The sequence below is a fragment of the Mesorhizobium sp. LMG17149 genome, from assembly GCF_024518695.1.
GTDB lineage: Bacteria > Pseudomonadota > Alphaproteobacteria > Rhizobiales > Rhizobiaceae > Mesorhizobium.
Genome location: NZ_JANIFL010000005.1, coordinates 170938 through 194906, shown reverse-complemented (window position 1 = coordinate 194906; position 23969 = coordinate 170938). Strand labels below are relative to the sequence as shown.

The 23969-nt window shown below is 61.2% G+C and carries 18 protein-coding genes and 1 tRNA gene; 12 read left to right on the top strand and 7 right to left on the bottom strand.

Annotated features, from left to right (window positions below):
- The first annotated feature begins 11 nt into the window (after positions 1-11).
- The 5 genes from NP945_RS13070 (at position 12) to phnN (ending at position 3880) form a co-directional block, all read left to right on the top strand.
- Complete coding sequence (locus tag NP945_RS13070) at positions 12-230, top strand: DUF3329 domain-containing protein (RefSeq protein WP_256746574.1); 219 nt, start codon at positions 12-14, stop codon at positions 228-230.
- Between the two features lie 197 nt (positions 231-427).
- Positions 428-1240: a 5-deoxy-glucuronate isomerase gene (iolB, locus tag NP945_RS13065; protein WP_256746573.1), complete on the top strand. Its 813-nt coding sequence runs from the start codon at positions 428-430 to the stop codon at positions 1238-1240.
- A 153-nt stretch (positions 1241-1393) separates the two neighbouring features.
- Positions 1394-2101, top strand: coding sequence for a DUF1045 domain-containing protein (locus NP945_RS13060; protein WP_128289661.1), 708 nt, complete (start codon positions 1394-1396; stop codon positions 2099-2101).
- 13 nt (positions 2102-2114) lie between these two features.
- The gene (locus NP945_RS13055; RefSeq protein WP_127269078.1) at positions 2115-3254 is read left to right on the top strand and encodes an alpha-D-ribose 1-methylphosphonate 5-triphosphate diphosphatase; all 1140 of its coding nucleotides are present in this window, start codon (positions 2115-2117) and stop codon (positions 3252-3254) included.
- A complete protein-coding gene (phnN, locus tag NP945_RS13050) occupies positions 3251-3880 on the top strand; it encodes a phosphonate metabolism protein/1,5-bisphosphokinase (PRPP-forming) PhnN (RefSeq protein WP_256746572.1) in 630 nt (209 codons plus the stop codon). Before NP945_RS13055 ends, phnN begins: the two co-directional genes overlap by 4 nt.
- 39 nt (positions 3881-3919) lie before the next feature.
- On the opposite strand, the gene NP945_RS13045 is transcribed toward phnN, so the two are convergent.
- From NP945_RS13045 to NP945_RS13030, 4 genes are all read right to left on the bottom strand, one after another.
- Positions 3920-4819, bottom strand: a complete 900-nt coding sequence (locus tag NP945_RS13045) for an aldose 1-epimerase (RefSeq protein WP_256746571.1) — start codon at positions 4817-4819, stop codon at positions 3920-3922.
- Between the two features lie 24 nt (positions 4820-4843).
- On the bottom strand, positions 4844-5839 hold the full coding sequence (locus NP945_RS13040; RefSeq protein ID WP_256746570.1) for an ABC transporter permease: 996 nt from the start codon (positions 5837-5839) through the stop codon (positions 4844-4846).
- Positions 5840-5892: 53 nt separating this feature from the next.
- A complete protein-coding gene (locus NP945_RS13035) occupies positions 5893-7437 on the bottom strand; it encodes a sugar ABC transporter ATP-binding protein (RefSeq protein ID WP_256746749.1) in 1545 nt (514 codons plus the stop codon).
- Positions 7438-7692: 255 nt separating this feature from the next.
- Complete coding sequence (locus tag NP945_RS13030; RefSeq protein WP_127330493.1) at positions 7693-8655, bottom strand: sugar-binding protein; 963 nt, start codon at positions 8653-8655, stop codon at positions 7693-7695.
- 574 nt (positions 8656-9229) lie between these two features.
- On the opposite strand from NP945_RS13030, the gene NP945_RS13025 reads away from it, so the two are divergent.
- The 5 genes from NP945_RS13025 (at position 9230) to NP945_RS13005 (ending at position 17361) form a co-directional block, all read left to right on the top strand.
- The gene (locus NP945_RS13025; protein ID WP_256746569.1) at positions 9230-10339 is read left to right on the top strand and encodes a LacI family DNA-binding transcriptional regulator; all 1110 of its coding nucleotides are present in this window, start codon (positions 9230-9232) and stop codon (positions 10337-10339) included.
- A gap of 338 nt (positions 10340-10677) precedes the next feature.
- Positions 10678-13035 carry an EcoAI/FtnUII family type I restriction enzme subunit R gene (gene hsdR / locus NP945_RS13020; RefSeq protein ID WP_256746568.1) on the top strand — a complete coding sequence of 786 codons (2358 nt, stop codon included), beginning with the start codon at positions 10678-10680 and terminating at the stop codon, positions 13033-13035.
- Positions 13032-14498: a class I SAM-dependent DNA methyltransferase gene (locus NP945_RS13015; RefSeq protein ID WP_256746567.1), complete on the top strand. Its 1467-nt coding sequence runs from the start codon at positions 13032-13034 to the stop codon at positions 14496-14498. The genes hsdR and NP945_RS13015 overlap by 4 nt, the downstream gene beginning before the upstream one ends.
- 8 nt (positions 14499-14506) lie before the next feature.
- Positions 14507-16201 carry a restriction endonuclease subunit S gene (locus NP945_RS13010; protein ID WP_256746566.1) on the top strand — a complete coding sequence of 565 codons (1695 nt, stop codon included), beginning with the start codon at positions 14507-14509 and terminating at the stop codon, positions 16199-16201.
- Positions 16198-17361, top strand: a complete 1164-nt coding sequence (locus NP945_RS13005; protein WP_256746565.1) for an SIR2 family protein — start codon at positions 16198-16200, stop codon at positions 17359-17361. Before NP945_RS13010 ends, NP945_RS13005 begins: the two co-directional genes overlap by 4 nt.
- A gap of 194 nt (positions 17362-17555) precedes the next feature.
- On the opposite strand, the gene NP945_RS13000 is transcribed toward NP945_RS13005, so the two are convergent.
- The 3 genes from NP945_RS13000 to NP945_RS12990 all read right to left on the bottom strand — a co-directional run bounded on the left by NP945_RS13000 (position 17556) and on the right by NP945_RS12990 (position 20091).
- Positions 17556-17632, bottom strand: a tRNA-Arg gene (locus NP945_RS13000).
- 266 nt (positions 17633-17898) lie between these two features.
- On the bottom strand, positions 17899-18822 hold the full coding sequence (locus NP945_RS12995) for a DUF1003 domain-containing protein (RefSeq protein WP_256746564.1): 924 nt from the start codon (positions 18820-18822) through the stop codon (positions 17899-17901).
- A gap of 384 nt (positions 18823-19206) precedes the next feature.
- A complete protein-coding gene (locus NP945_RS12990) occupies positions 19207-20091 on the bottom strand; it encodes a D-alanyl-D-alanine carboxypeptidase family protein (protein ID WP_256746563.1) in 885 nt (294 codons plus the stop codon).
- 425 nt (positions 20092-20516) lie between these two features.
- Between NP945_RS12990 and NP945_RS12985 the strand changes: the two genes are divergently transcribed.
- The gene (locus NP945_RS12985) at positions 20517-22331 is read left to right on the top strand and encodes a methyl-accepting chemotaxis protein (protein WP_256746562.1); all 1815 of its coding nucleotides are present in this window, start codon (positions 20517-20519) and stop codon (positions 22329-22331) included.
- A gap of 344 nt (positions 22332-22675) precedes the next feature.
- Positions 22676-23776 (top strand): hypothetical protein, encoded by a 1101-nt coding sequence (locus NP945_RS12980; protein WP_256746561.1) that lies wholly within the window; start codon positions 22676-22678, stop codon positions 23774-23776.
- The last annotated feature ends 193 nt before the right edge of the window (positions 23777-23969 follow it).

Sequence of the window (23969 nt, the reverse complement as noted above, 5' to 3'; positions counted from 1 at the left end):
AGATTGGCCCTATGAAAGATTCCGAACACCCCTTCTTCCGGCCTTTGTGGCGGCGTGCCGCCATCGTCGCGGTCTGCGTCATCTGGTCGATCATCGAGTTCGCCACCGGCACGCCGTTCTGGGGCATGATCGCGTTCGGCTTCGCCGGCTACGCCGTCTGGCAGTTTTTTTATCTCTACAAGCCTGCTGACGAGGCGAAGCCTTCGGTCGAGCCCGAGCCGAAGGAGTAACTGATCGCATGCGTTGGCGACTAGCTTGCAGTGCTTCTCGTTTCGTCATCCTGGGGCGGAGCAAGGAGCGAAGCGACGCGGCGCAGACCCTAGGATGACGAAGTTGGAAGGGCGCCGGCCGAAGATTTGCGATGGCCCTTTCAAACAGGCGGCTTGGCTTCACGGAGTCCTTCAAGCCAACGGAATAGGAGACAAAAATGTCGAAGCTGCTCGTCAAAGCCGACAAGGGCCATGGCCGCGTCGCCCATGTGACGCCGAAAGGCGCCGGCTGGACCTATGTCGGTTTCGACCTGCATCGGCTGAAGCCGGGCGAGAGCGTCTCCGGCAAGACGGAGGATCGCGAAGTCTGCCTGGTGTTCGTTACCGGCAAGGGCAAGGCTTCAGCCGGCGGCAAGGATCTCGGCCTGCTCGGCGAGCGCATGTCGCCCTTCGAGGGCAAGCCGTGGTCGGTGTATGTGCCTGAGGGTTCGGACTGGTCGGTGACAGCGGACACCGGGCTGGAACTCGCGGTCTGCTCGGCGCCGGGCCTTGGCGGCGGTCTGCCGGTGCGGGTGATCGCGCCGGACGACCTCGGCCAGGAGGTGCGCGGCAAGGGCACCAACACGCGCTACGTCACCAACATATTGCCGGAGGGCGAGCCGGCCGATTCGCTGCTGGTGGTCGAGGTCATCACGCCCGGCGGGCATACATCGAGCTATCCGCCGCACAAGCACGACCAGGACAATCTACCCGCCGAATCCTACCTCGAGGAAACCTACTATCACCGCCTCAACCCGGCGCAGGGTTTTGCCTTCCAGCGCGTCTACACCGACGCCGACAAGAATGGCCACCGCGCGCTCGACGAAGCGATGGCGATCGAGGATGGCGATGTCGTGCTGGTGCCCGGGGGTTATCACCCCTGCGCCGCCTGCCACGGCTACGACCTCTATTATCTCAACGTCATGGCAGGGCCGAAGCGGACGTGGAAATTCCACAACGCGCCCGAGCACGAGTGGTTGATGAAGGCCTGATCGGTCGCTGCGTGAGCACTCGCTCCCTGGTCCAGCACGAAAAAATCGTCGGCTAATGACCCCGCCGCAGCGTTTTGTTACCTGAAAGCCAGCAAGGCTTCGTCAATTCGTCATGGAAATCACCTATGGCAGCGAAGCTGACAAGGACTTTCCATGCGCTACGCCCTCTATTTCACCCCCCGGCAGGACGAGCCACTGGCGCGGATCGCCGCCGACTGGCTGGGCCGCGACGCGTTCGGCGCCGCGACGAGGCCGGTCGAAGCGGTGGCGGACCTGTCGGCGGCGGAAGTCGCTTTCCACACCGCTTCGGCGCGCCGCTATGGCTTTCACGCGACGCTGAAAGCCCCCTTCCGCCTGGCTGCCAACGAGACGGAAGCCTCGCTGCGCGCCGCACTCGACCAATTCGCCGAGGCGACGCCGGTGGTGACCATCCCGCGTCTCGTGGTCAGCCAGATCGACGGCTTCTTCGCACTGGTGCCGGAAGGGCCAGTGCCTGCGCTCAACCGGTTCGCCGATGACGTGGTGCGTGATTTCGACCGGTTTCGCGCACCGCTGAGCGAAGCGGAAATCGAGCGGCGCAGCCCGGATTCGCTGAAGCCGGCCGAGTTCCGCAATCTCTGCCAATGGGGTTACCCCTATGTCTTCGAAACCTTTCGCTTCCACATGACGCTGTCGGGCCGGGCGGGGTCACAGGAAAGCCCTCGTTTGCGCGCAGCGATCGACAGCCTGTTCGCGGAGGTGCTGCAACAGAAGGTGCTGGTGGATGCGCTGACCTTGTTTGTCGAAACCGAACCGGGTGCACCGTTCATGGTGCTCTCGCATCACGCGCTCGGGCGCCGCCCGGCCAGAAAAACCGCCTGAAGGACTGCCTGAAATGACCGCCGAGACTGTTCTCCACAATGCCCGCATCGTGCTTGCCGACGAGATCGTCGAAGGTTCGCTGGTGCTGCGCGACGGCTTTATCGCCGGCATCGAATCCGGCATCAGCCGCATCGGCGAGGACATGGGCGGCGACTATATCATTCCCGGGCTGGTCGAATTGCACACCGACCATCTCGAAGGCCACTACGCGCCGCGGCCCAAGGTGCGCTGGAATCCGATCGCCGCCGTGCTCGCCCATGACGCGCAGGTGGCGACCGCCGGCATCACCACCGTGCTCGACGCCTTGCGCGTCGGCATGGACGAAGACGCCGACCTGACATCGGCCGACATCCGCAAGCTGGCCGACGCGATCGAGGACAGTGTGAAGCAGGACCGTCTGCGCGCCGACCATTTCATCCATCTGCGCTGCGAGGTTTCGGCACCGGACTGCCTCAGGGCTTTCGCCAATTTCGACGGCGACGAGCGGGTCAAGCTGGCGTCGCTGATGGACCATGCGCCAGGCCAGCGCCAGTTCGTCGATCTCGAGACCTATGCCTACTATTACCAGCGCAAGCTGAAGCTGACCGATCGCGACTTCAAGCTGTTCTGCGAAAAGCGGATGGCCGAATCGGCGCGCAATTCGGCGCCGAACCGGGCGGTGATATCAGCCGCCTGCCAGGAGCGCGGCATCGTATTAGCCAGCCACGACGACGCCACATCAGGCCATGTCGACGAGGCGATCGAGCAGGGCGTGCGCGTCGCCGAATTCCCGACCACGGAAGAGGCCGCCAGGGCCTCGAAAGAGGCCGGGATGGGTGTGCTGATGGGCGCGCCCAACGTCATGCGCGGCGCCTCGCATTCGGGCAATGTCTCGGCCCGCACGCTGGCCAGCGACGGCCTGCTCGACATCTTGTCATCCGACTATATTCCCTTCAGCCTGATCCAGTCGGCGTTCTTCCTCGGCGATGTCGTCGAAGGCATTTCCCTGCCGCAGGCCGTCGCCATGGTCTCGAAGAACCCGGCCGATGCGGTTGGCCTGACCGATCGCGGCGTCATCGAACAGGGCCGCCGCGCCGATCTGGTGCGCGTGCGCGTCGACGACCATGTCCCGGTGGTGCGCACCGTGTGGCGGCAGGGAAGCCGGGTCGCATGATGGTGTCGGCATCGATCGAGCGGGAATTGTCGGCCGAGACGTTTCCGATCCGCGATGGCGTTTTCGTCGCCGTCGTCGGCCCAAGCGGCGCCGGCAAGGACACGGTGATCGGCTACGCCCGCGCCCGCTTTGCCGATGAAACGCGGCTGGAGTTCGTCCGCCGCGTCATCACCAGGCCGAGCGATGTCGCCAGCGAGGACCACGACACGCTGGCCGATGCCGCCTTCGTCGAGGCCGAAGCCGATGGCGCCTTCGCCGTCTCCTGGGAAGCGCACGGCTTGCGCTACGGCATCCCCGCCGATGTCGACTGGTCCGTTGCCAATGGCCGTGTCGCTGTCGCCAATGTGTCGCGCGCGATCATCCCCTCCTTGCGCGAACGCTATGCCAATCTGGCCATCGTCGAGATCACCGCCTCGCCTGAAGTGCTGGCCGAGCGTCTGGCGATGCGCGGCCGCGAGTCACGCGGCGAAGTGCTGGCGCGGCTGGCACGCAGCGCCAATGTCACTCTGTCCGGGTCCGGCGTCACCTCGATCGACAACAGCGGCCCGCGCGAAGCGGCCGGCGAACGCTTCGCCGAGGTGCTGCGCAAGGCGATGGCTTTTTCCGACATGTCGGGCCTGATCTAGATCGTCGGCTCCTGACGCCTCGTTCACGCGATGGGCGCTTTAAGCCCCAAGCGCAAAGGGCATCAGCGACACCGTGCCGGCCGAACTTTCACCTGGGGCGAGCACGATGGCGCCCTCGTCTGGATCGCTCCATCCGCCCCGGTTGAAAGCACCGGAGGCCATGGTCTGCGGTTCGACGCAAAAGTAAGGCTTGGCCGGGTCGGCGTACAGCATCAGGTGCTTGAAGATCGGATCGGCCTTGATGCGCAAACCCGCGCCGCGCGCCGGAAAGCGAAGCGTCGCCTCACCCGTCCAGCCGCCATAATCATTGTTGCGCCAGCCGGCGGGTAAAGGCCGGCCCTCGGCGAAGTCGAGTTCGGGCGCAAGCGCTATCGGATCGCCGGCGATGCCTTGCGGTTCCTCCAGATAGAACCGCGCGGCCTTGAATTGCAGCGTGACGTCCGGGTCGCGGTCGAACCAGGGATGCAGGCCGAAACCAAACGGCATGGAAACCGGCCCCGTGTTGGTCAGTGTCATGGTGACGTCGAGGCCTTCTTCGGACAGCACGAAAGCCTGCGTCGCGTGATAGGAGTAGGGTTCGAGGCCGGCTGCGATATCCAGCGACAGCGTTGCCTGGGCGTCGCCCGCTGCAGTGACAGTCCAGGGGTGTTTCCAGCCGCTGCCATGCACGTTGATGGCTTCGGGCGGATTGTTGGGCTGGACCCGCCAGCGCTTCGCTCGAAACTCGAAAGTGTTTCCGGCGATGCGGTTGGCGTAGGGCATCATCGGGAACATGGCGACGCCAAGCACATTGCCGGCTTCGCGATCATGGTCCGAGAGCCTGCGCATGAGATCGATGCCGCGCCAGCGCAGCGCGCTCACGCTGCCGCCGATACGCGGCACCAGTGCGACCTCAAGCGCGCCGGCCCTGAGCGTCAACGGTTCAGGAATTGCAGCCATCGCCTGCCATTCGCCGCGAGGCAGTTATTCCGCGGCCGCGCCGGCAGCGCCTTTGCGGGTGGCGTCGACCATCAGCCGCCGTTCCCGGAACACGCCCCATTGCTGGTCGACCAGCACGCCGATGAGGATGACGCCGCCCATCACCGCGAAGTTGAGCGAGGACGGGATGCCGAGCAGGTTGACTAGGTTCTGCAGTTCCTGCAGCAGCACCGTGCCGAGGATGACGCCGATCAGCGAGCCTTCACCGCCGCGCAGCGAGAAGCCGCCGAGCACGGCTGCGGCGATGGCGTAGAGTTCGTAGAACTGGCCGTGGCTGGCCGGTGAGATCGAGCGCGTGTACATGGCGAAATAGATCGCCGACAGCGCCGTCAGCACGCCGCAAATGACGTAGGCGGCGATGACGACGCGGCCGGTGCGGATGCCGGAATATTTCGCCGCCTCCTCGTTCTTGCCGATGGCGTAGAGATAGCGGCCGAACACCGAGCGGTGCAGCACCACCCACATGACGATCGAGATGACGATCAGGGCGATGAAGCTGTTGGGTACGCCATAGGAACGCCCGGCGGTGAGGAATTCGAGGTCGGGAAAATTCTGGCCGAAGGCAAAACCCGCGGTGCCGTCGGCGGTGTAGAAGCGGGCAACACCGCGGTAGATCAGCAGGCCGCACAGCGTGACGACGAAGGGCTGCAGCTTGAGCCTTGTGATCAGCCAGCCATGCGCCAGGCCGATGATGGCGCCAAGCACCAGGATGAGCACGAAGGCCAGCGGCCATTCCATGCCACGCACGGCGATGAAGTCGATGAACAGCGTTCCGAGCAGCGCGACCACCGAGCCGACCGACAATTCGATGCCGCCGGTGATGATGACGAAGGCCTGGCCGATCGACAGGATGCCGAACAGGCCGATCAGGTTCGAGGTGTTGGCGAGGTTGATCGGCAGCAGGAAGCGCGGATTGATGATCGCCACGATCGCCCCGACCACCAGGATCAGGATCAGCAGGCCGAGATCTTTCTTGCTCATCGTCTTCTCCCCAATGCCTGAGCGGATCGCGCTTGCGCGAGACCCCGGCAAAACTACTTCGGCTGCTTGCCCACCGCCAGCAGCAGCACGTTTTCCTGGCTGAACCGATCCTTGTCGAGAATGCCCGAGATCTGGCCCTCATGCATGACGGCGATGCGGTCGGACACGCCGATCACCTCTTCCATGTCCGACGAGATCATCAGCACGGCGACGCCGGCGTCGGCCAATGCGCGCATCAGCCCGTAGATTTCCGCCTTGGCGCCGATGTCGATGCCGCGCGTCGGCTCGTCCAAAATCATCACTTTGGGATTCATGGCCAGCCATTTGCCGAGCACGACCTTCTGCTGGTTGCCGCCCGACAGCGTGCCGGTGCGCGTCTGCACCGAAGGCGCCTTGATGCCGAGATCTTTCTTCTGCTTCTCGGCGGTGGCGGTCTCGGCGCTTTTGGACACCAGGGAGCGGCGCGCATGCGCGGGCAGATTGGGCAAGGAAATGTTCTGCGCGATAGACAGGTCGAGCAGGATGCCGGTGAGCTTGCGGTCTTCCGGCACCAGGAAGATGCCATGCGCGACGGCGTCGGCTGCCGAGCCCAGTGCAAGCGGCTTGCCGTCGAGTTCCAGCGCGCCGCCGAGCTTCGAGTCGATGCCGAAGAACACCCGCGCCAGTTCGGTGCGGCCGGAGCCGACAAGGCCGGCAAGGCCGAGGATTTCGCCGCGCCTGACGTCGAGATCGACCGGCCGGCCGGGATAGGCAGGCGTGCGGATGGCCTTGGCCGCGAGTGCTACGGCGCCGGGCGCACGCGCCGCCTCCGAGGCCTTTTCGCGCTCCTTCAGCATGCGGCCGATCATCAGCTTGACCATCTGGTCGTGGCCGATGTCGCTCTTCGGCAAGGTGCCGGCCAGCATGCCGTCGCGCAGCACGACGACGCGGTCGGCGACGCGCTCGACCTCGTGCAGGCGGTGCGAGATGAAGATGACGCTGATGCCGTCGGCCTTCAGCGCCTTGATGACGTCGAGCAATTTGTCGGTCTCGGCGAGCGGCAGGCTCGATGTCGGCTCGTCGAGGATGACCAGCCGCGCCTCGATCGACAGCGCCTTGGCGATCTCGACCATCTGCTGCTGGGCCAGCGACAGGGTCGCGACCGGCGTGTCGGCGGAAAAATTGGCGCCGACGCGCTTCAAAAGCGGCGCCACCATGGTGCGCAGCCTGGCGCGGTCGACGAGTTTCAGCGGCCCGGCGCGCAACGGCTCGCGGCCGAAGAAAATGTTGGCGGCGACGTCGAGATTTTCGAACAGGTTGAGTTCCTGGTGGACGAAGGCGATGCCCGAACCCAGGCTGGCTTCGACGGAGAGCCTGTCATGCGCGGTGCCGTCGACGGTGATGGTGCCGCTGTCGGGCGTGGTGACGCCGCCGAGGATCTTCATCAAGGTCGATTTGCCGGCGCCGTTTTCACCGACGAGGCCGATGACCTCGCCCGGCCTGACCTCCATGGAGAAGCCGTCGAGCGCGACGACGCCCGGATAGGTCTTGCGCACGTTCTCGAGGCTGAGGAACGGGGCGGTCACGGATGCAGCAATGGATGTGTCGGAATAGTTCATCATGCCTGACAGCGATTGGCGGAACGGCCTCCTCGCAGACTGACGGGCCTTGGGAGGCCCGTCAATAAAAAGCGAGGCGTCGCGCCGCCCCTCACCCTACCCCTTCCGGGGCGAGCCACTTGTCTCGCCCGTCCTTCGGACCCCCGTATAGAGACGGGGAGAGGGGGATTGCCAGCGTTGGAGCGCTTCCCTTCTCCCCGTCACCATACGGGGAGAAGGTGCCGGCAGGCGGATGAGGGGCGGCGCTAACGACGATCAGTTTCCAGACATCGCCTTCAGATTGGCGGCGTAGGCGTCGACGTCATCCTTGCCGATGATCTTGGTCGGGATGATGATGAGGTTGCCTTCCGGGATGCCCGACTTGTCGCCCTTGAGGTAGGCAGCCATCAGCTTCATGCCCTGATAGGCCCATTCGAAGGGCTGCTGCACGACGGTTGCGGCAACGGTGCCTTCCTTGACGCCGCCCAGCGTGATCGGATCGTCGTCGAAACCGACGACGGTGATCGAGCCGAGCTTGCCGGCGTCGCGCAGCGCTTCATAGATGCGCGGCGTGTTGTAGGAGTAGAAGCCGACCATGCAGGTGACGTCGGGGCTGGCGACCAGCGCGTCCTCGACGTTCTTCTTGGCGCGCGCCTGGTCGATGTCGTCGCCGCGCACGTCGATCAGCTCGATCTTGGTGCCGGCGAGGCCGTCCTTCATGCCCTGGATGCGCTCCTTGGCGTTGTCGGCGCCGAGCAGGCCGACGAAGCCGAGGCATTTTCCGCCATTGGGCATCGCCTTCTTGGCAATTTCGGCCGCCTGCTTGCCGGCATCGACATTGGACGAGCCGATATAGGCGACGCGCTTGGTCTGCGGTGCGTCAGAGTCGGTGGTGAACAGCGCCGTTTCCGAGGCGATCTTGTTCAACCCATCGGTCGAGGTCTTGGGATCGACGGCCGAGACCATGATGCCCTTGACGCCGGCGGTCACCAGATCGTCCATCAGCCGCTGCTGGATGGCGACCGAGGACTGCTCGGGATATTTGAGCTCAAGATTGTAGTCAGGCAGTTCGCCCTGCGCCTTCTTGACGCCGGCTTCGGCGGCCTTCCAGAAATCGGAAGCGCCGTTGACGACGAAGGCCAGCGTCGGCTTGTCTTGGGCGCGCGCGATGGCCGTGGCCGACAGGCCAAGCAGCAGCGCGGTCGCGGCTACGGATGCAGTTCGTATCAAGGATTTCATGTTCAACCTCCCGTTTGGCTCAGTCGTTGGACCGGCCGATCTTGCATTAACCTGATTTTGGCACTGACCTGATTTGCCGTTTGCAGCGTGGACGCCCTCCTCCTCAAAGGGGTTCCCGGCACCGAAGAATGGCGTCGTTCCAGCCACGATCATGGACCTTAGAGACTCATCCTTCGTTCGTAAATAGTCCGATTTGTCTGACATATCACATATCCGAGACAAGGGTTGCGGAGGTAGGATCCGCTCGCCACCGGGCCATTTTTCGCACTCTCCCGCCGCCCCGTACCTGACCGGCTGGCCGCGACGGATTGACGGTACAGCGCATTTTTGTATTAGTAAACAGTATTAGTTCCGAGCCAATGCCGGCGATTTCGCGTGTGCCTAACGCCGAGCCGTGGTCACCGCCGGCCCACTATCTCAGCCTTTTTCCATTTGAGTTTTGGCTTGTATGAGAATGCAGGTGGATGGACCTCCGGCATACTAATAGTTATAAACGGCGTTGACGTTATTCCTATAAATCGACGGCGTGACGCCATCTTGCCGGCCTGACCGGCCCGCCAGACTGGGATTTGCCATGAGCGAGACGACGGATCGGGCCAGCGACACGGCGAGGCGGCGCAAGGCGCCGGCCAAGGGCGCCAAGGGCCGCGTCACCATGATCGACATCGCCAGGGCCGCCGGCTGCTCGCAGGCGACCGTTTCCTTCGTGCTCAACAATTCACCAGGGATCAAGCTGTCGCAGCAGACCCGCGAACGGGTGATCGAAACCGCGCGGACGCTTGGCTACACCGCGCCCGCTTTCGAGGCCCTTCACCCACCGCTGCCGGCTTTCGAAGGGCTGGACGGGGTGATCGGCTTTGCCGTCGACCAGCTCGCCACCAGCCCGGAAGCCGTGGTCGCCATCGAGGGCGCGCGCCAGGCCTCGTGGAATGCCGGCAACGTGCTTCTGGTGGCGCAGACGCTGGGCGATTCCGTCATGGAGCCGCGCGCCATCGCCGCCCTCACCAAGCGGGGCATTTCGGCGCTGATCTACATGACCATCTTCACCCGCGAGATCACAGCGCCCGATTACCTCTACGGCCTCGACATCCCGGTGATCCTGCTCAACTGCTACACGGCGGACTACGCCTTCCCTGCCGTGGTGCCGAGCGAGATCGCCGGCGGCCAGAACTCGACCCGCCACCTGATCAGCCACGGCCACCGCCGCATCGCCACCATCACCGGCGAGCCGTGGATGCAGGCCGCACAGGACCGGCTGAAAGGCTACCGCCGCGCGCTCGCCACCGCCGACATTCCGTTCGACCCGGAGCTGGTGGTCGAGGGCGACTGGTCGGCCAGCGCCGGCTACGCCGCCACCGTCAAGCTGCTGGCGCTGAAAGACAAGCCCACCGCCATCTTCTGCCAGAACGACCGCACCGCGATCGGCTGCTACGAAGCGCTGAAGGAAGCCGGCCTGCACATCCCTGGGGATATTTCCGTAGTCGGCTACGACGACGAGGAAATCGCCAGGCATTTGTTCCCGCCGCTGACCACCTCGATCCTGCCGCACATGGCGATGGGCCAATGGGCGATCGAACAGCTGGAGGCGCCGGGGGTGGCCGGGCGGGGGCGGTATCCGATTACGAAGCTGGAGTGCCCGCTGGTGGAAAGGGAGAGTGTAAGGGGGGTGGTGGGGATGGCCTAGGCGTCTAGCGAGATAACGGCCGGCTGATAGACCCCGACAGAATTCGAACCTGTGACCTAGACAGGCTGTAAAACCGCGAGCGCTGCCCGCCGAAGGCAATGCTCCAATTCTCATGGCTTTCAATGGCTGATCAATAACCGACTGCGAGAATTAAGCATCTGTCATCTCGTGACGCACGATTTGTTTTAAGCCGTGGATTGGGGTACCACCAGGACAACATGGCGAACCTTGGTTGGATGGCGGCCTCGACGGTAACTAATTTCGGCTCCGATGTGATTGAATAGGGGATAAGGAGGCTCACCCTCATATGACATGCAGGGTTAGCCGGGGACGGAAGAATGGAAAAATCGGAAAAACTTAAGCTCAGCGAGTCTGACATTTGCGATCTTTTCATTTCGCCAGCCCTTAAGGCATCTAACTGGGACCCCATGACGCAAATTCGGCGTGAGGTTACGCTGGCGCCTGGGCCGATAATTGTGCGAGGCAATGCCTCGTCTCGCAACAAAAAGAAAAAGAAATTCGCCGACTATCTGCTGTCTTGGAAGCCATCGCTTCCGGTGGCAATCATCGAGGCCAAGAGCAATACCTTTTCGATGAGCCATGGTCTGCAACAGGCGCTGGACTATGCCGGCATCTTGCAGCTGCCGTGCGCCTTCAGTTCCAATGGCGAAGGCTTCGCCAGCCATGACATGACCGTCCCATCAGGAACGGATATCGAAACCGAATTGCCGCTCGAACAGTTTCCAACGCCGGACGAGCTATGGCGACGCTACAGGATATTCCACAACATCGGAGCTGATGAAGTCGCCCTAGTGGAGCAACCCTATTACCGCGAGATCGAAGGCAAGGAGCCGCGCTACTACCAGGTCGAGGCGATCAACCGTAGCGTTGAGGCGATCGCTAAAGGGCAGAGGCGGGTGCTTCTGGTAATGGCGACCGGCACCGGCAAGACCTATACCACCTTCCAGATCATCTGGCGGCTGTGGAAGGCGGGCAAGGCCAAACGCATCCTGTTTCTCGCCGATCGCAATATCCTGGTCGACCAGACCCTCGTCAATGACTTCAAGCCGTTTGGCCCGGTGATGACCAAGGTGAAAAACCGCAAGATCGATCCGGCCTATGAAATCCACCTAGGACTGTACCAGGCGCTGACTGGACCAAACGAATCCGACAAGATTTTCAAGTCAGTGTCGCCAGAGTTTTTCGATCTGATAGTCATCGACGAGTGCCATCGCGGCAGTGCTGCCGAGGACTCTGCTTGGAGGGAAATACTCGACTATTTTGGCAATGCCGTGCATGTCGGCATGACTGCGACTCCGATGGAGACCGAGTATGTCTCCAATATCAGCTATTTCGGCGACCCGGTTTACAAATACAGCCTGAGACAGGGCATCGAGGACGGATTCCTGGCGCCATACAAGGTTATCCGCATCGATATCGATCGCGATATAGAGGGCTGGACGCCACCGCCAGGCATGATTGACGATCTGGGTAATGCAGTCGAGGAGCGCGAATATAATCAAAGTGACATGGACCGCATCCTGATCCTGAACCAGCGCACCAAGTTGGTAGCGGAACGGGTGATGAAACTGTTGCTGGCAACCGACCCGATGTCGAAAACCATTATCTTTTGCGAGGATATCGACCATGCCGAGCGAATGCGTAAGGCTATTGTCAATGCAGCCGGTGATTTGGCGCGCGATAATTCTAAGTACGTCATGCGCATCACAGGCGACAGCGTCGAGGGAAAAGCCGAGCTAGATCGCTTCATCGATCCGGAAGAACTCTATCCAGTGATTGCTACAACTTCGCAGCTTTTGAGCACCGGCGTCGATACCAAAACTTGCAAGCTCATCGTACTCGACCGGACGATCAATTCGATGACAATGTTCAAGCAGATCATAGGGCGCGGCAGCCGCATCGACGAGGATAATAACAAGTATTTCTACACCATAATGGACTTCAAGAAGGCGACCGAGCTGTTTAGCGATCCCGATTTTGATGGCGAGCCGGTGGTGATCTACACGCCTGGACCAGATGACGATCCTGTGCCTCCGGATCCGGATCCAGAACTCGATAACTACGGCGAGGGTACCGATGGGCCAGCGGATCCGACGGGCGTCACCAAGATCCGGATTAGCGGTGTCGATGCTCGGATCGTCGCCGAGCGGATTGAGTATATCGGACCCGATGGTGCGCTGATCACCGAATCTTACCGCGAGTTCGCCCGCAAGCAGATCATAGCTGAATACAGCTCGCTCAATGAATTCGTGCGCAAATGGCAGGCGAGCGACCGCAAGCAGGCGATTATCGACGCGCTGGAGGAATACGGCGTTGTGCTGTCAAATCTCGCCGAAGAAGTCGGGAAGGACTTCGGCGATTTCGACCTGTTATGCCACATCGCCTATGGCCAGCCGCCACTGACCCGACGCGAGCGGGCCGAAAAAGTAAAAAAACGAAACTATTTTGCCAAATATGGCGACACGGCCCGCGCCGTGCTGTCGGCGCTGCTCGACAAATATGCCGATGAGGGTATCACCACGATCGAGGAAGCCAAGGTGCTGCGACTCAGGCCGTTTACCGACATTGGCACGCCGCTTGAAATCATCAACGGCGCATTCGGCGGAAAAGCGAAATATGAGCACGCTGTGCGCGAGCTCGAAGATCAGATTTATGAACAGGCGTCTAACGAATGACTAATATTTCCGGCGTTATCAAGTCGATCCAGGACATCATGCGCAAGGATGTCGGTGTCGATGGCGATGCCCAGCGCATCAGCCAGCTGGTGTGGATGTTCTTTCTGAAGATCTATGATGACCGCGAAAGCGAGCTGGAACTGATTGAGGATGACTTTAAATCGTCGATTCCGGAAGACCTGCGTTGGCGCAACTGGGCGGCCAATAGCGAAGGTATCACCGGTGATACACTGGCCGCTTTCGTCAACTTTCGGCTTTTCCCGCAGCTGAAAGCGCCGCAAACTGCGCAGGGTGAAGCCGGACGACGCGCGCAACTACTCTGCGACGTCTTCGAGGATGCCTACAACTATATGAAATCCGGCACGCTACTGCGTCAAGTAATCAACAAGATCAACGAGATAGACTTTAATAACAGCGAGGATCGCCATACGTTTGGCGCCATCTACGAGCAGATTTTGAAAGATCTGCAAAGTGCTGGCAACGCGGGGGAATTCTACACGCCGCGTGCGGTCACCCGTTTCATCATCGATCGGTTAGATCCTAAACTAGGGGAGATCGTCTTCGATCCGGCCTGCGGCACCGGCGGCTTTCTGACCTGCGCCATCGAACACAAACGCAAATCTGTGCAATCGCCATCCGATGAGGAAGTGTTGAGAAACACCATTCGTGGCGTCGAGAAGAAGGCGTTGCCGCACATGCTCTGCATTACCAACATGATCTTGCACGGCATAGACACTCCGAGCGGCATCACCCACGGTAACACGCTGGCAAAAGCCTATCGCGACTATGGCGAGCGTGACCGCGTGCATGTGATCGCCACCAACCCTCCATTTGGCGGCATGGAAGAAGATGGGATCGAGAACAACTTTCCGGCGCATTTGCGTACCCGCGAGACTGCGGATCTCTTCATGGCGCTGATCATCCGGCTTTTGCGCTCCCACGGACGGGCGGCGGTGGTGCTGCCGGACGGTTTTCTGTTTGGCGAGGGCACCAAATCGACCCTTAAACAGCAGCTGCTGGAAGAGTGCAACCTCCACACCGTGGTTCGTCTGCCGAATGGCGTATTCGCGCCCTATACCGGCATCAAGACAAATATCCTGTTTTTTACGAAGGGTTTACCCACCGAAACCATCTGGTTTTACGAGCATCCCTATCCGGACGGTGTGACCAGCTACAACAAAACCAAACCAATGCAATTCGAGGAATTTCAGTCTGAGCGCGATTGGTGGGGCAGCGAGGCCGATGGCTTCAACCATCGCAAGGTGACGCGACATGCCTGGAAGGTCGGTGCTGCCGAGGTCGCTGCCGACAACTACAATCTCGATCGCAAGAACCCTCATATGGCCGAGGTCATCGACCATGATCCGGAGCATTTGCTAGAGAGCTACCAAAAAACTCTAGGTTCCATGCAGGCGATCCGCGATCAGCTGAAATCGATCCTTGCCGAAGCGTTGGCACGGTGAGCGGAATCGTGAGCGTCGACACCCTTCTGACCGACCATCTCGATCTCTGGACCGCTGCGATCGCCCGCAAGTCGTCTGCCGGGCGCGGCCGTTCGAAGAAATTTGGCCTCTATGGCATCGACAAATTGCGGGCACTGATCTTGGATTTGGCGGTGCGTGGCAAACTGGTTGCGCAAGATTCGAGCGATGAGCATGCCTCAGCTGCTATGGCTCGAGTTACAGAAGCCAAACGGCGCTTAATTCAAAGTGGCCAGATGCGAAAGGCTGATCAGAGTATTCCGAAGAGGAATGAGCGATCTGCGGTTTTGCCGGGTGGATGGGTCCTGGCTACGATTTCGCAGATTGCCACGCCACAGCCGGGCTTCGCTTTCAAATCAAACGAATTCAACGAAGTTGGGTTGGGCTTGCCAATTATAAGAATAAGAGATGTGGGCCAGCCGTTTACAGGGACATATTATGCGGGTGAATACCGTGACGAATTCGTAGTTCGCGATGGAGACTATTTAGTGAGCATGGACGGCGAGTTCCGAGTTGCGACTTGGACGGGGCCATCCGCATTGCTCAACCAACGGGTGGCCCGCTTGGTATTTATTGGTGACGAGATTGAAAAGTCATTCGTCGCAATGGCCTTACAGATTGAACTCTCGAACCTTCAAGGCGTCAAAGCTTATACTACGGTTGATCACTTGTCCGGCAGGCAGATTGCTGAAGCTCAAATTGGCATCCCTCCTATCGCAGAACAAAAACGCATCGTCGCCAAAGTCGACGAGCTAATGGCGCTTTGCGATCGGCTGGAGGCCTGGACCTTTGGGGCCATAGAAGCACATCGCCTGCTTGTCGTAGAATTGCTGGCGACGCTAATCGCAAGCGGCGACGCCGACGACATGGCCGACAATTGGGCGCGGATCCAAGTCCATTTCGACATGTTGTTTGTTACCGACGACAGTGTCGATCAGCTGAAGCAAATAATTTTGCAAATGGCAATTATGGGAAAGTTATCTCGTCAAATCGAGGGTGACGATAGATCAAATCAGGACGACCTGCGCCTGGATGATCAGGCAGAGCCGTTCGACCTGAAGTCATTTCGCGCCCGCGCTCGGGTCTTTCCGGCGCCCAAAGGTTGGGCGGTTCAGCCTCTGAGCAGGGTTTGCAGCAATATTGTCGACTGCCCACACACCACGCCAAAATGGACAGTTGAGGGATATATCTGCGTAAAATCTGACCAAGTTAAACCCGGTTTTTTGGACTTAACCTCGCCCAACTTTGTCTCTGAGGAAACATTCGCTGAACGCATTGAGCGGTTACAGCCGCAAGAAAATGATATCCTGTTTAAGAGAGAAGGCGGCATTTTGGGGGTTGCCGCCCGTATTCCTTCAAACGTTCGGCTTTGCCTTGGGCAGCGCCTGATGTTGATACGAGCTACCAAGGCTCTACTACCCGAATTTCTTGAACTTGTTCTGAATTCAAAGTGGATAACGGACTTTGCGCTAGAAAAGACAACTGGTGGGGCAGCGCCTCGTGTAAATATGGCAATTGTACGAGCGTTCCCGATCCCAGTTCCTCCGATGTCGGAACAAGTTCGGATAATCTCCAAAGTCTTCGAACTCACGGCCCTTTGCGATGCCTATAAAGAAGCAGTGAAAGAAGCCGATAGCCAAAAACTTCGACTCGCAGATAGCATCGTAGCAAAAGCCGCTGGATGAATGAAATGGTGGCGAATGTTTCGAAAATAACGTGGTGCGATGAAGACGGGCATAGCCAATTTGAAGGTTTTTCAGATTTCAATGAATGGCTCGATACAAAGTTAGAAATTACATTTATCCGAAATAACGTTTCCTTGAGTTTGGCGCAATCGAGCAAAGCTCTCTACGCAGGGGACAAGGAAGCCTACCAACAGGCGTTCAGTGAGTACCGAATTGAACGCCGGGTTACCTGTTTGAACCAAGCGTATTTGCATGAGCTTTGTAGCGATGACCACTGGTTTGAGCGCAACGAACAGCGTTTTGATCAACTGGTGGAGCGGATCCTCTCTGGCGATGTCGTGCCCTTTGTCGGCGCAGGCATTTCGCAGCCAGGCGGTTTCAAGACATGGAAAGAGCACCTCAAGGACCAAGGCCGAACGGCCGGAATTGCAACGCACGACATCGAACAGTGTCTAGCGGCTGGCCAATATGAGCAGCTCATAGATCGGATCGAAAAAGGTATCGGCAGAGACGTATTCGTTCAGGAGATTAGAGACTCATTTTCCAAGACAGGCACGATCACGGAAGTGATCTACATTCTGTCTGAAATGTTTTCGGACACGCTCATCACCACCAACTACGATCGGCTCATTGAACAGGCTTACGATACCGGCGGAGAGCGCAAAACCCAAATACTGACTCCGAGTACCATTACTGATGCGCCCAAGGTCGACGAGACGACGATCATTAAGCTCCACGGAGACATTAGACACCCTGCTGGCTGCATTTTGAGCAAGGAACAGTATGACGCGGCTTACGGTGTTGTGGATATCGATCTTGCGCTGCCATTGCCGAGTATCCTCTCGTACTATTTCACAACGAGCAGCCTCCTGTTTCTAGGGTGCGGGCTGAACAACGACCGGACAATTGATGTCTTCAAAGCCATAAAGGCGAATCTGACGCCTGGGGGCTTCCTACCGCAGCATTTCGCTATTGAGCAGTGTCCTGAGACCGAGGCCGGCATCGTCGCTAGAAACGCCTATCTGGCTAAACTAGGCATCACGCCGATTTGGTTCCAATCCGGACAGTTTGAGTTTGTAGAGGATATCCTGCGGATGGCGAGAAGTGAGGTTCGCTATCGAGGGAGTCAGGCTCCTACAGGACTGGTTGGAGTGGTGTAGGTTTGTTGCTTGGCGACGAAGCTCCGAATTGGCCAGGCATATGGGGAAGCGTATCGTAGGCATCGCCTCCGTTCGTCTGTGTTGTCCAATATATAGCGAGCGCCAGGCGACTAACCTCGATCGCCGTGCTCCGGCATTACTCCGTCGCCGTACGGCTAATGCACAAGGCCAGTAACCAAATATTTCAGTGAGACTGGCGCACCCGACAGGATTCGAACCTGTGACCTCTGCCTTCGGAGGGCAGCGCTCTATCCAGCTGAGCTACGGGTGCTTTCAGGACCGGTGATCCGGAAAACGAACCAGCCGGTGAACCGGCAAGTCACGGCTTCTTAGCGGAAGCCGGGGCGGGCTTCAACGGGCAAATGGCGATTGGCTGCTGTCGGTCGCAAGGGTCGGGTTGGTCCCCTCACTGGTACCCGCTTGTTGGATATGGCGCTCCCCCTCTCGGTCTCGGCTTCGCCGAGCCACCTTGCCGGGGCGAGCCACGGGTCTCGCCCGTCCTTCGGACCCCCCACCTTGTGGGGGCGAGGAACCCCCTCACTGTCCCGCCTCGCCCCCCACCGTTCGCCGTCCGCGCACCGCCCGCTTTGGCTTCTTCGCGCCCGCCAGTTCGTGCATCGCATCCAGCTGCATCTGCTGCATTTCGGCCAGGCGCGTCCATTGGCGCGAGATGAGGTAGTCGAGTTTTTCGTGCAGATGGCGCACTTCCAGCTCGGCCTTGAGGTTGACGCGGTAGTCGTTGAAGGAGCGCAGGCGGTCCTTGGACTCCTGCCGCCGCTGGCTCATCATGATGATCGGCGCCTGGATGGCGGCGATGCAGGAGAGCAGCAGGTTGAGCAGGATGAAGGGATAGGGATCGAAGGCGCTACTCATGCCGGCGATCAAATTGATGCCGATCCACACCAGAAGCACGCTGCCAAACGAGATCAGGAACCACCAGCTGCCGCCGAAAGCCGCCATGTTGTCGGAGACGCGGTCGGCGAAGGTGCGGTGCTCCTCGAACTCCTCCTCCGAGTTTTCGGAAATCGTGTCTTGCCTGGCGATCGATTCGACCACCTGGCGGTCGAGCTCGGAGAATTCGCCGTGCTCCTGCTGCAGCAGCTCCTCCATGTAGCGCATGCGGTAGCGGCCGAGCTCGGCGCGGCTGATGCGGGCTCCGGCCGGCAGGTCGGGATGGTCCGATCGGATGCGGTCGGCGAGGCTCGGGCGCAGCGTGTCGATGCGCACCAGATCGCGCTTGCGGAACTTGCGGCCCGAGATCGCCGACGGTTTTTTCTTCGGCTTGCCACGGTGGGCGCCGGGGCCCGCGGGTTCGGAGTCCGGCACTTCGGGCGTGTCGAAATGCTCGTCCGATACCGGATCGGCCTCCAGCTCGCCAATGATCGGCGCCTCGAAATATTCGCCGCCGCTGTCGTGCTGGTTGTCTGCCGGTTGCTCGGGCGTTTTGGGGACGGTGCTCATGATGTGGGCTCCTGGTGGTGCTGGGCGACGTATGCCGCAACATCGCCAGCATCGCGACGGATTTCGTGGGACTACAAGTGTTTTTGATCGCTTCCCGACTTCGTCATCCACGGGCGGAGCGGGAGCGAAGCGGACGCGCAGACCCGAGGATCCATGCCGCGACCTGCGAGTGTCGCTTGCGGTGAAGAACTTGCCCGATGTTGGCGCCAATCACCCCCCTCTGTCCCGCCAGCGTGCGCAAGGTTCTGCACCGTGGTGACGCGTTTGGAGTCCCGGCATGGATCCTCGGGTCTGCGCCGCGTCGCTACGCTCCTTGCTTCGCCCGTGGATGACGAAGTGGTGGGCGGCAGCCGAGCACCCAGACGCAAACCGCCCCGCGTCCCACTACTGCTCGGCGAACATCAGCCTTGTCTTAGCGCCGTCCATGGTCGGCGACAGGCTGCGCTGGATCAGCGCCTCGACATGGTCGTTGCGCTGCCGGGCACTGTCGGCGCCCATCACCACGACGATCAAATTGCGACCGTCGGCGTTGTAGGAGGTGACGATGTTGAAGCCCGAGGCCCTGATGTAGCCGGTCTTGATGCCGTCGACGCCGCGCACGCGGCCGAGCATGTCGTTGTGGCCGCGCACGAGTTTGCCGCGGAACATGAAGTCGCTTTCGGAGAAATAGTGGAACTGCTGGGGAAAGCGCTGTCGCAGCGCCATGCCGAGCACCGCCATGTCGCGCGCCGTCGTCATCTGGCCACCGTCGGGCAGGCCGGACGCGTTGCGGAAAATGGTGCTGGTCATGCCGAGCTGGCGCGCCCTGGATGTCATCATGGCGGCGAACTGATCCTCCGAGCCGCCGAGATATTCGCCGACCGCGACCGCCACGTCATTGGCCGATTTGACGACGATGGCGCGGATCGCGGAATCGACGTCGATGCTCTCGCCGCGCCGGAAGCGCAGCTTGGTCGGCGGCTGCGAGGCGGCATGGTCCGAAACCGGGATCTGCGTCTGCTTGCTGACGCGGCCGGAGTCCAGCGCCTCGAACAGCAGATAGAGCGTCATCATCTTGGTCAGCGAGGCCGGGTAGCGCTGCGCCGTCGAGCTGACCTCGAACAGCTGCTTGCCGGTCCTTGCGTCGACGACGATGGCGGCATATTTCTGCGCCGGCGCCGGCACGGCCAGCACGCTGTCGGGCGGCGTCGTGGTCGAGCAGCCGGCAAGCAGCACCAGCAGGGCGAGTGCCGCAAAAAATCTCTGGATGAGCGGAAGGGGGTTGTACAAGGGCAAGTCTGTTCTGGGGTCGGCTGTTGCTGAGATGCGGCGAAGCTAACGTAACGCATGTGATGCGTCCATTTGGTTAATGGCGGCAGCAAGGCATTTGCCCAGGTTTGCGCATATTTTCAGAGCTTGGCGCCGCCCCTCATCTGGCTGCCGCCATCTTCTCCCCGTGAACGGGGAGAAGGACGCTCTCCTCGACGGGTTCGCCAACCGCCGGCGTCGCAGAGTGAACGCCAACGCCGCGGCATCTCCCTTCTCCCCGTTCACGGGGAGAAGGTGCCGGCAGGCGGATGAGGGGCAGCGCCGGTGTCGGCTATCGGCCCCGCCGAGCATCTGCCCCGAAAACGCCGGTTTTCCCGTGTCTTTCCTTGCCAGGGCCGCGTTTCCCGTGGGAAGGGGCGTGGTATCTCAGGGCTTGGGGGCTTGGCATGACGAATATCGGGGCCGGGGGCGCAGCGCCCTCGCTTATCAGGGCATCGCTCAGCCGCACCGGCAAATGGGCCGGCAGCGTCGCCTTTATCGGGGGTGCTGCCTCCGACATCCTCAATCCGCTGGCGCCGTTCGCCGCCTATATCGCGCTCGTCGCCGCGGTGGCTGCGGCTATCATCGCCATTGCCATCGTGCTCAGGCTGGTGCTGGCGGCCAGAGCGCTGCCGGCCTTGATCTTCGCCACAACAGCGGCGGCCGTCGCCGGCGGCGTCTACGGCCTGCAGCAGCAGACCAACGCCCAGAACGGAGTGATCGCCAGCCTGGTGCCGGCCATTGCCGGGCTGCAGCAGTCGATGGGCATCGTGTCCGAAAAAGTGGCCAGGATCGAGCAGACCGTCACGCAGACGCAAAAGACGGTCGAGGCGGTCAAGCAGACGACCGACACGGTGGCGAAGAAGGCCGACGAGATCGCCTCGGTCCAGCAGCAGCAGACGCAGCAGACGGCGGAAGTGCAGAAGACCACCGACGAGGTGAAGAAGCAGACCGAGACGCTGGCCGCCGGCCAGGCGCAGCAGCAGGCCCAGACCGAGAAGCTGCAAGAAACGACGCAGCAGATCGCCGCCTCGATCGACACCATCGCCAAGGGCTTTGCCGCCCTTGCCGCGCAGGGCGGGGCGATCGCCGAGCCGAAGCGGCCGGACGAGTTCTACCACAATGCCCGCGTCTACGAGCTGTCCGGCGACATGCTCAATGCACGGCGCTCCTACCTCGCCTTTGCCGGTTTCGACGTCGACGCCATCGACCCCTACACGCGCTTTGCCACGCTGCTTCGGGTGCAGGACGGCAAGGCCGGCGCGCGCGAGGTGTTCGGCGCGCTTGCCGACAAGGGCAAGGCGCTGTCGATCAAGCTGGTGCATATCCAGCAGTTCGACGACGCCCAGCGCCTCGACAAGCTCAACGCCTTCATATCAGCCAATCCAGATTTCGCGCCGGCCTATTTCCTGTTGGCGCAGGAGTTTTCGGAAGATCGGCTCGGCGCCCAGACGCTGGCCGACAAGCGCAACGAGGCCAAGGCACTGACCAGGTTCGTGTCCTACGAAAAGGATGGCGGGCTGCTCAAATATTTCGTCGACCAGACGCAGCTCGCCGACTGGCTGGACCGCAGCCGCAGCCGGCTGGCGGCGCTCGGCGACGTGCTCGATCCCGCCCGCTTCGTGCCTTCGCTGACGCCGATGCGCTCCAACCAGGGCTGGTCGATGACCATCTCGCTGCCGGAGCCGGCGACCGCCATCTCCTGGCGCATGGGCGACAGCGGTCCGTTCACCGACACCGGTTTCCTGGCGATGAACGATCAGACGACCGGCAAGCCGATGGCCAATCCGAGCTTCGAGATGCCCGACAGCACCGTGGCCGGCATTATCGCCATCAAATATCTCGACATCAGGGGCCGCGAGACCGGCCCGTTCGACATCCGCTTCGACCCGGAGACGGCGCTTCAGCAAGGCAACAAGCAGATCCTCGACCAGTTCTGGACCTCGTGGATCGCCTTCGATGCCAGCGGCAATCACGGGCTGGTCTATTTCACCCAGATGCTGTCCTACCGCTGTGCCATCAAACAGGTGCATTACAGCCTGAACGGCGCGGCACTCGACAAGGAGATCAAGATGCCGCCCTGCGACAAGAAGGACCCTTACGCCATCCCCTACGACTACCAGCCCTATTTCAAGGTCGCCGACAGCGTGAAATCGATGTCGGTGCAGGTCACCTACACCGACGACACCAAGTCGCCGGTGCGGGAATACAAGCGGCAGTAGAGGCGCCCACCCTCCCCCTTGTGGGGAGGGCTATCGCACGTGGAATTCTTGAGATGTCTGCCCGGCACGGACCCCCACCCCTAACCCCTCCCCACAAGGGGGAGGGAGACTTCCGTTGGCGCCGACCCAGGCTAGTCGCCTGTCTTTTCGGGGCAAAGAAAGAACAATTAAGGCACGCGGCAGCGTTCCCTCCCCCTTGTGGGGAGGGTTAGGGTGGGGGTCCTCTTCGAAAGAATCCATATGCGATGTGGGAGAGTGACAACTGATGCAAAATGCCTGCCGCAATGCTTGCGCAAGTGCCGCCGAACAGGCCAGTTTGCGCCTACAGAATCGGTGAGAGCGCGATGACCATCCACACCATCAAGGCCCGGGGCATTTCGGTTTCGCTCGACCTCACGGTCGGCCATATCGCCGATATGGTCGTCGAGGGCGGCGGGCGGCAGCTGAAGCCGCTGCATCGCGCGCCCTGGGTCGATGCGGGCGAGACGCTGCCGGACAATCTGCCGGAAGGTACGGTTCGGCTGTCCGGCGATTTTCTCTGCGCGCCGTTTTCGCGCAGCGATGTCGAGGAGGCGCCGCTGCATGGCTGGCCGGCCAACAGCGCCTGGGATGTGGTCGATAGTGCTGCTACAGGGGATGGCTGGCGAGCCGTCTACCGCCTGCGGCACAAGGTGATGGGCGCTTCGGTCGACAAGATCCTGACGCTGCGCGACGGCCATCCCTTCCTCTACCAGGAACATGTGTTTTCCGGTGGCCATGGTGCGATTTCGGTCGCCCATCACCCGATGACGGCAATGACCGGCGGCGGCAGGCTGGCCTTTTCGCCCAAACGTTTTGCCGCGACGCTGGACGATCCGCTGGAGCCGGATCCCGCCCGCGGCCGCTTCCTGCTGGCCTATCCGGCGCGCTCCGCCGATCTCGGCCATTTCCCCGCCGCAGGCGGCGGCACGCTCGACCTGACGGAATACCGCATGGGCGACCTGCGCGAGGATTTCCTCACGCTGGTCGAGACAGATCATGGCGGACCGGGCTGGACCGCGCTGGCGCGCCAGGCCGAGGACGATCTGGTGCTGGTGCTGAAGAACCCTGCCGAGCTGCCGATCACCATGCTGTGGCTCAGCAATGGCGGGCGCGACTACGCGCCCTGGAGCGGTCGCCACCTGGGCGTGCTCGGCATCGAGGATGGCCGTGCTGCCGTCGGCCATGCCGCCTCGATCGGCGACAACTGGCTGAGGCGCGAAGGGGTAGCGACCGCCTTTGCGCTGGGCGAAAGCCAAAGCGTTTCCTTTCGCCATGTCATCGGCGCGATGCCGCTGTCGGGCGGCGAGCCGCCACAAGAGGTCACGACGGCGGATGGCCGCATGCGGCTGGTGACGGGCGGCGCGGCGCGGGAGGTTCCCTTCGACAGCGATTTCCTGCGTATTGGGCAGCCTGTGGCTGCCTGAACGAACAGCACAGCTGACTTCTGTTCGTTCAAGGGTTCCCATCAATTGCCAAAGTTGGCGCCGCCCCTCACCTGCCTGCCGGCACCCTCTCCCCGTATAGTGACGGGGAGAGGGGTGCTCTCATCACCGATTTCGCCAACTACCAGCGTTACAGAGTAGGCGCCGAGATTGCGGCTGGCCCCTTCTCCCCGTC

Bases quoted from the DNA above. Each gene is read 5' to 3' on its own strand.
- NP945_RS13070 (WP_256746574.1), top strand. From the start codon at position 12: ATGAAAGATTCCGAACACCCCTTCTTCCGGCCTTTGTGGCGGCGTGCC.
- iolB (WP_256746573.1), top strand. From the start codon at position 428: ATGTCGAAGCTGCTCGTCAAAGCCGACAAGGGCCATGGCCGCGTCGCC.
- NP945_RS13060 (WP_128289661.1), top strand. From the start codon at position 1,394: ATGCGCTACGCCCTCTATTTCACCCCCCGGCAGGACGAGCCACTGGCG.
- NP945_RS13055 (WP_127269078.1), top strand. From the start codon at position 2,115: ATGACCGCCGAGACTGTTCTCCACAATGCCCGCATCGTGCTTGCCGAC.
- phnN (WP_256746572.1), top strand. From the start codon at position 3,251: ATGATGGTGTCGGCATCGATCGAGCGGGAATTGTCGGCCGAGACGTTT.
- NP945_RS13045 (WP_256746571.1), bottom strand. From the start codon at position 4,819: ATGGCTGCAATTCCTGAACCGTTGACGCTCAGGGCCGGCGCGCTTGAG.
- NP945_RS13040 (WP_256746570.1), bottom strand. From the start codon at position 5,839: ATGAGCAAGAAAGATCTCGGCCTGCTGATCCTGATCCTGGTGGTCGGG.
- NP945_RS13035 (WP_256746749.1), bottom strand. From the start codon at position 7,437: ATGAACTATTCCGACACATCCATTGCTGCATCCGTGACCGCCCCGTTC.
- NP945_RS13030 (WP_127330493.1), bottom strand. From the start codon at position 8,655: ATGAAATCCTTGATACGAACTGCATCCGTAGCCGCGACCGCGCTGCTG.
- NP945_RS13025 (WP_256746569.1), top strand. From the start codon at position 9,230: ATGAGCGAGACGACGGATCGGGCCAGCGACACGGCGAGGCGGCGCAAG.
- hsdR (WP_256746568.1), top strand. From the start codon at position 10,678: ATGGAAAAATCGGAAAAACTTAAGCTCAGCGAGTCTGACATTTGCGAT.
- NP945_RS13015 (WP_256746567.1), top strand. From the start codon at position 13,032: ATGACTAATATTTCCGGCGTTATCAAGTCGATCCAGGACATCATGCGC.
- NP945_RS13005 (WP_256746565.1), top strand. From the start codon at position 16,198: ATGAATGAAATGGTGGCGAATGTTTCGAAAATAACGTGGTGCGATGAA.
- NP945_RS12995 (WP_256746564.1), bottom strand. From the start codon at position 18,822: ATGAGCACCGTCCCCAAAACGCCCGAGCAACCGGCAGACAACCAGCAC.
- NP945_RS12985 (WP_256746562.1), top strand. From the start codon at position 20,517: ATGACGAATATCGGGGCCGGGGGCGCAGCGCCCTCGCTTATCAGGGCA.
- NP945_RS12980 (WP_256746561.1), top strand. From the start codon at position 22,676: ATGACCATCCACACCATCAAGGCCCGGGGCATTTCGGTTTCGCTCGAC.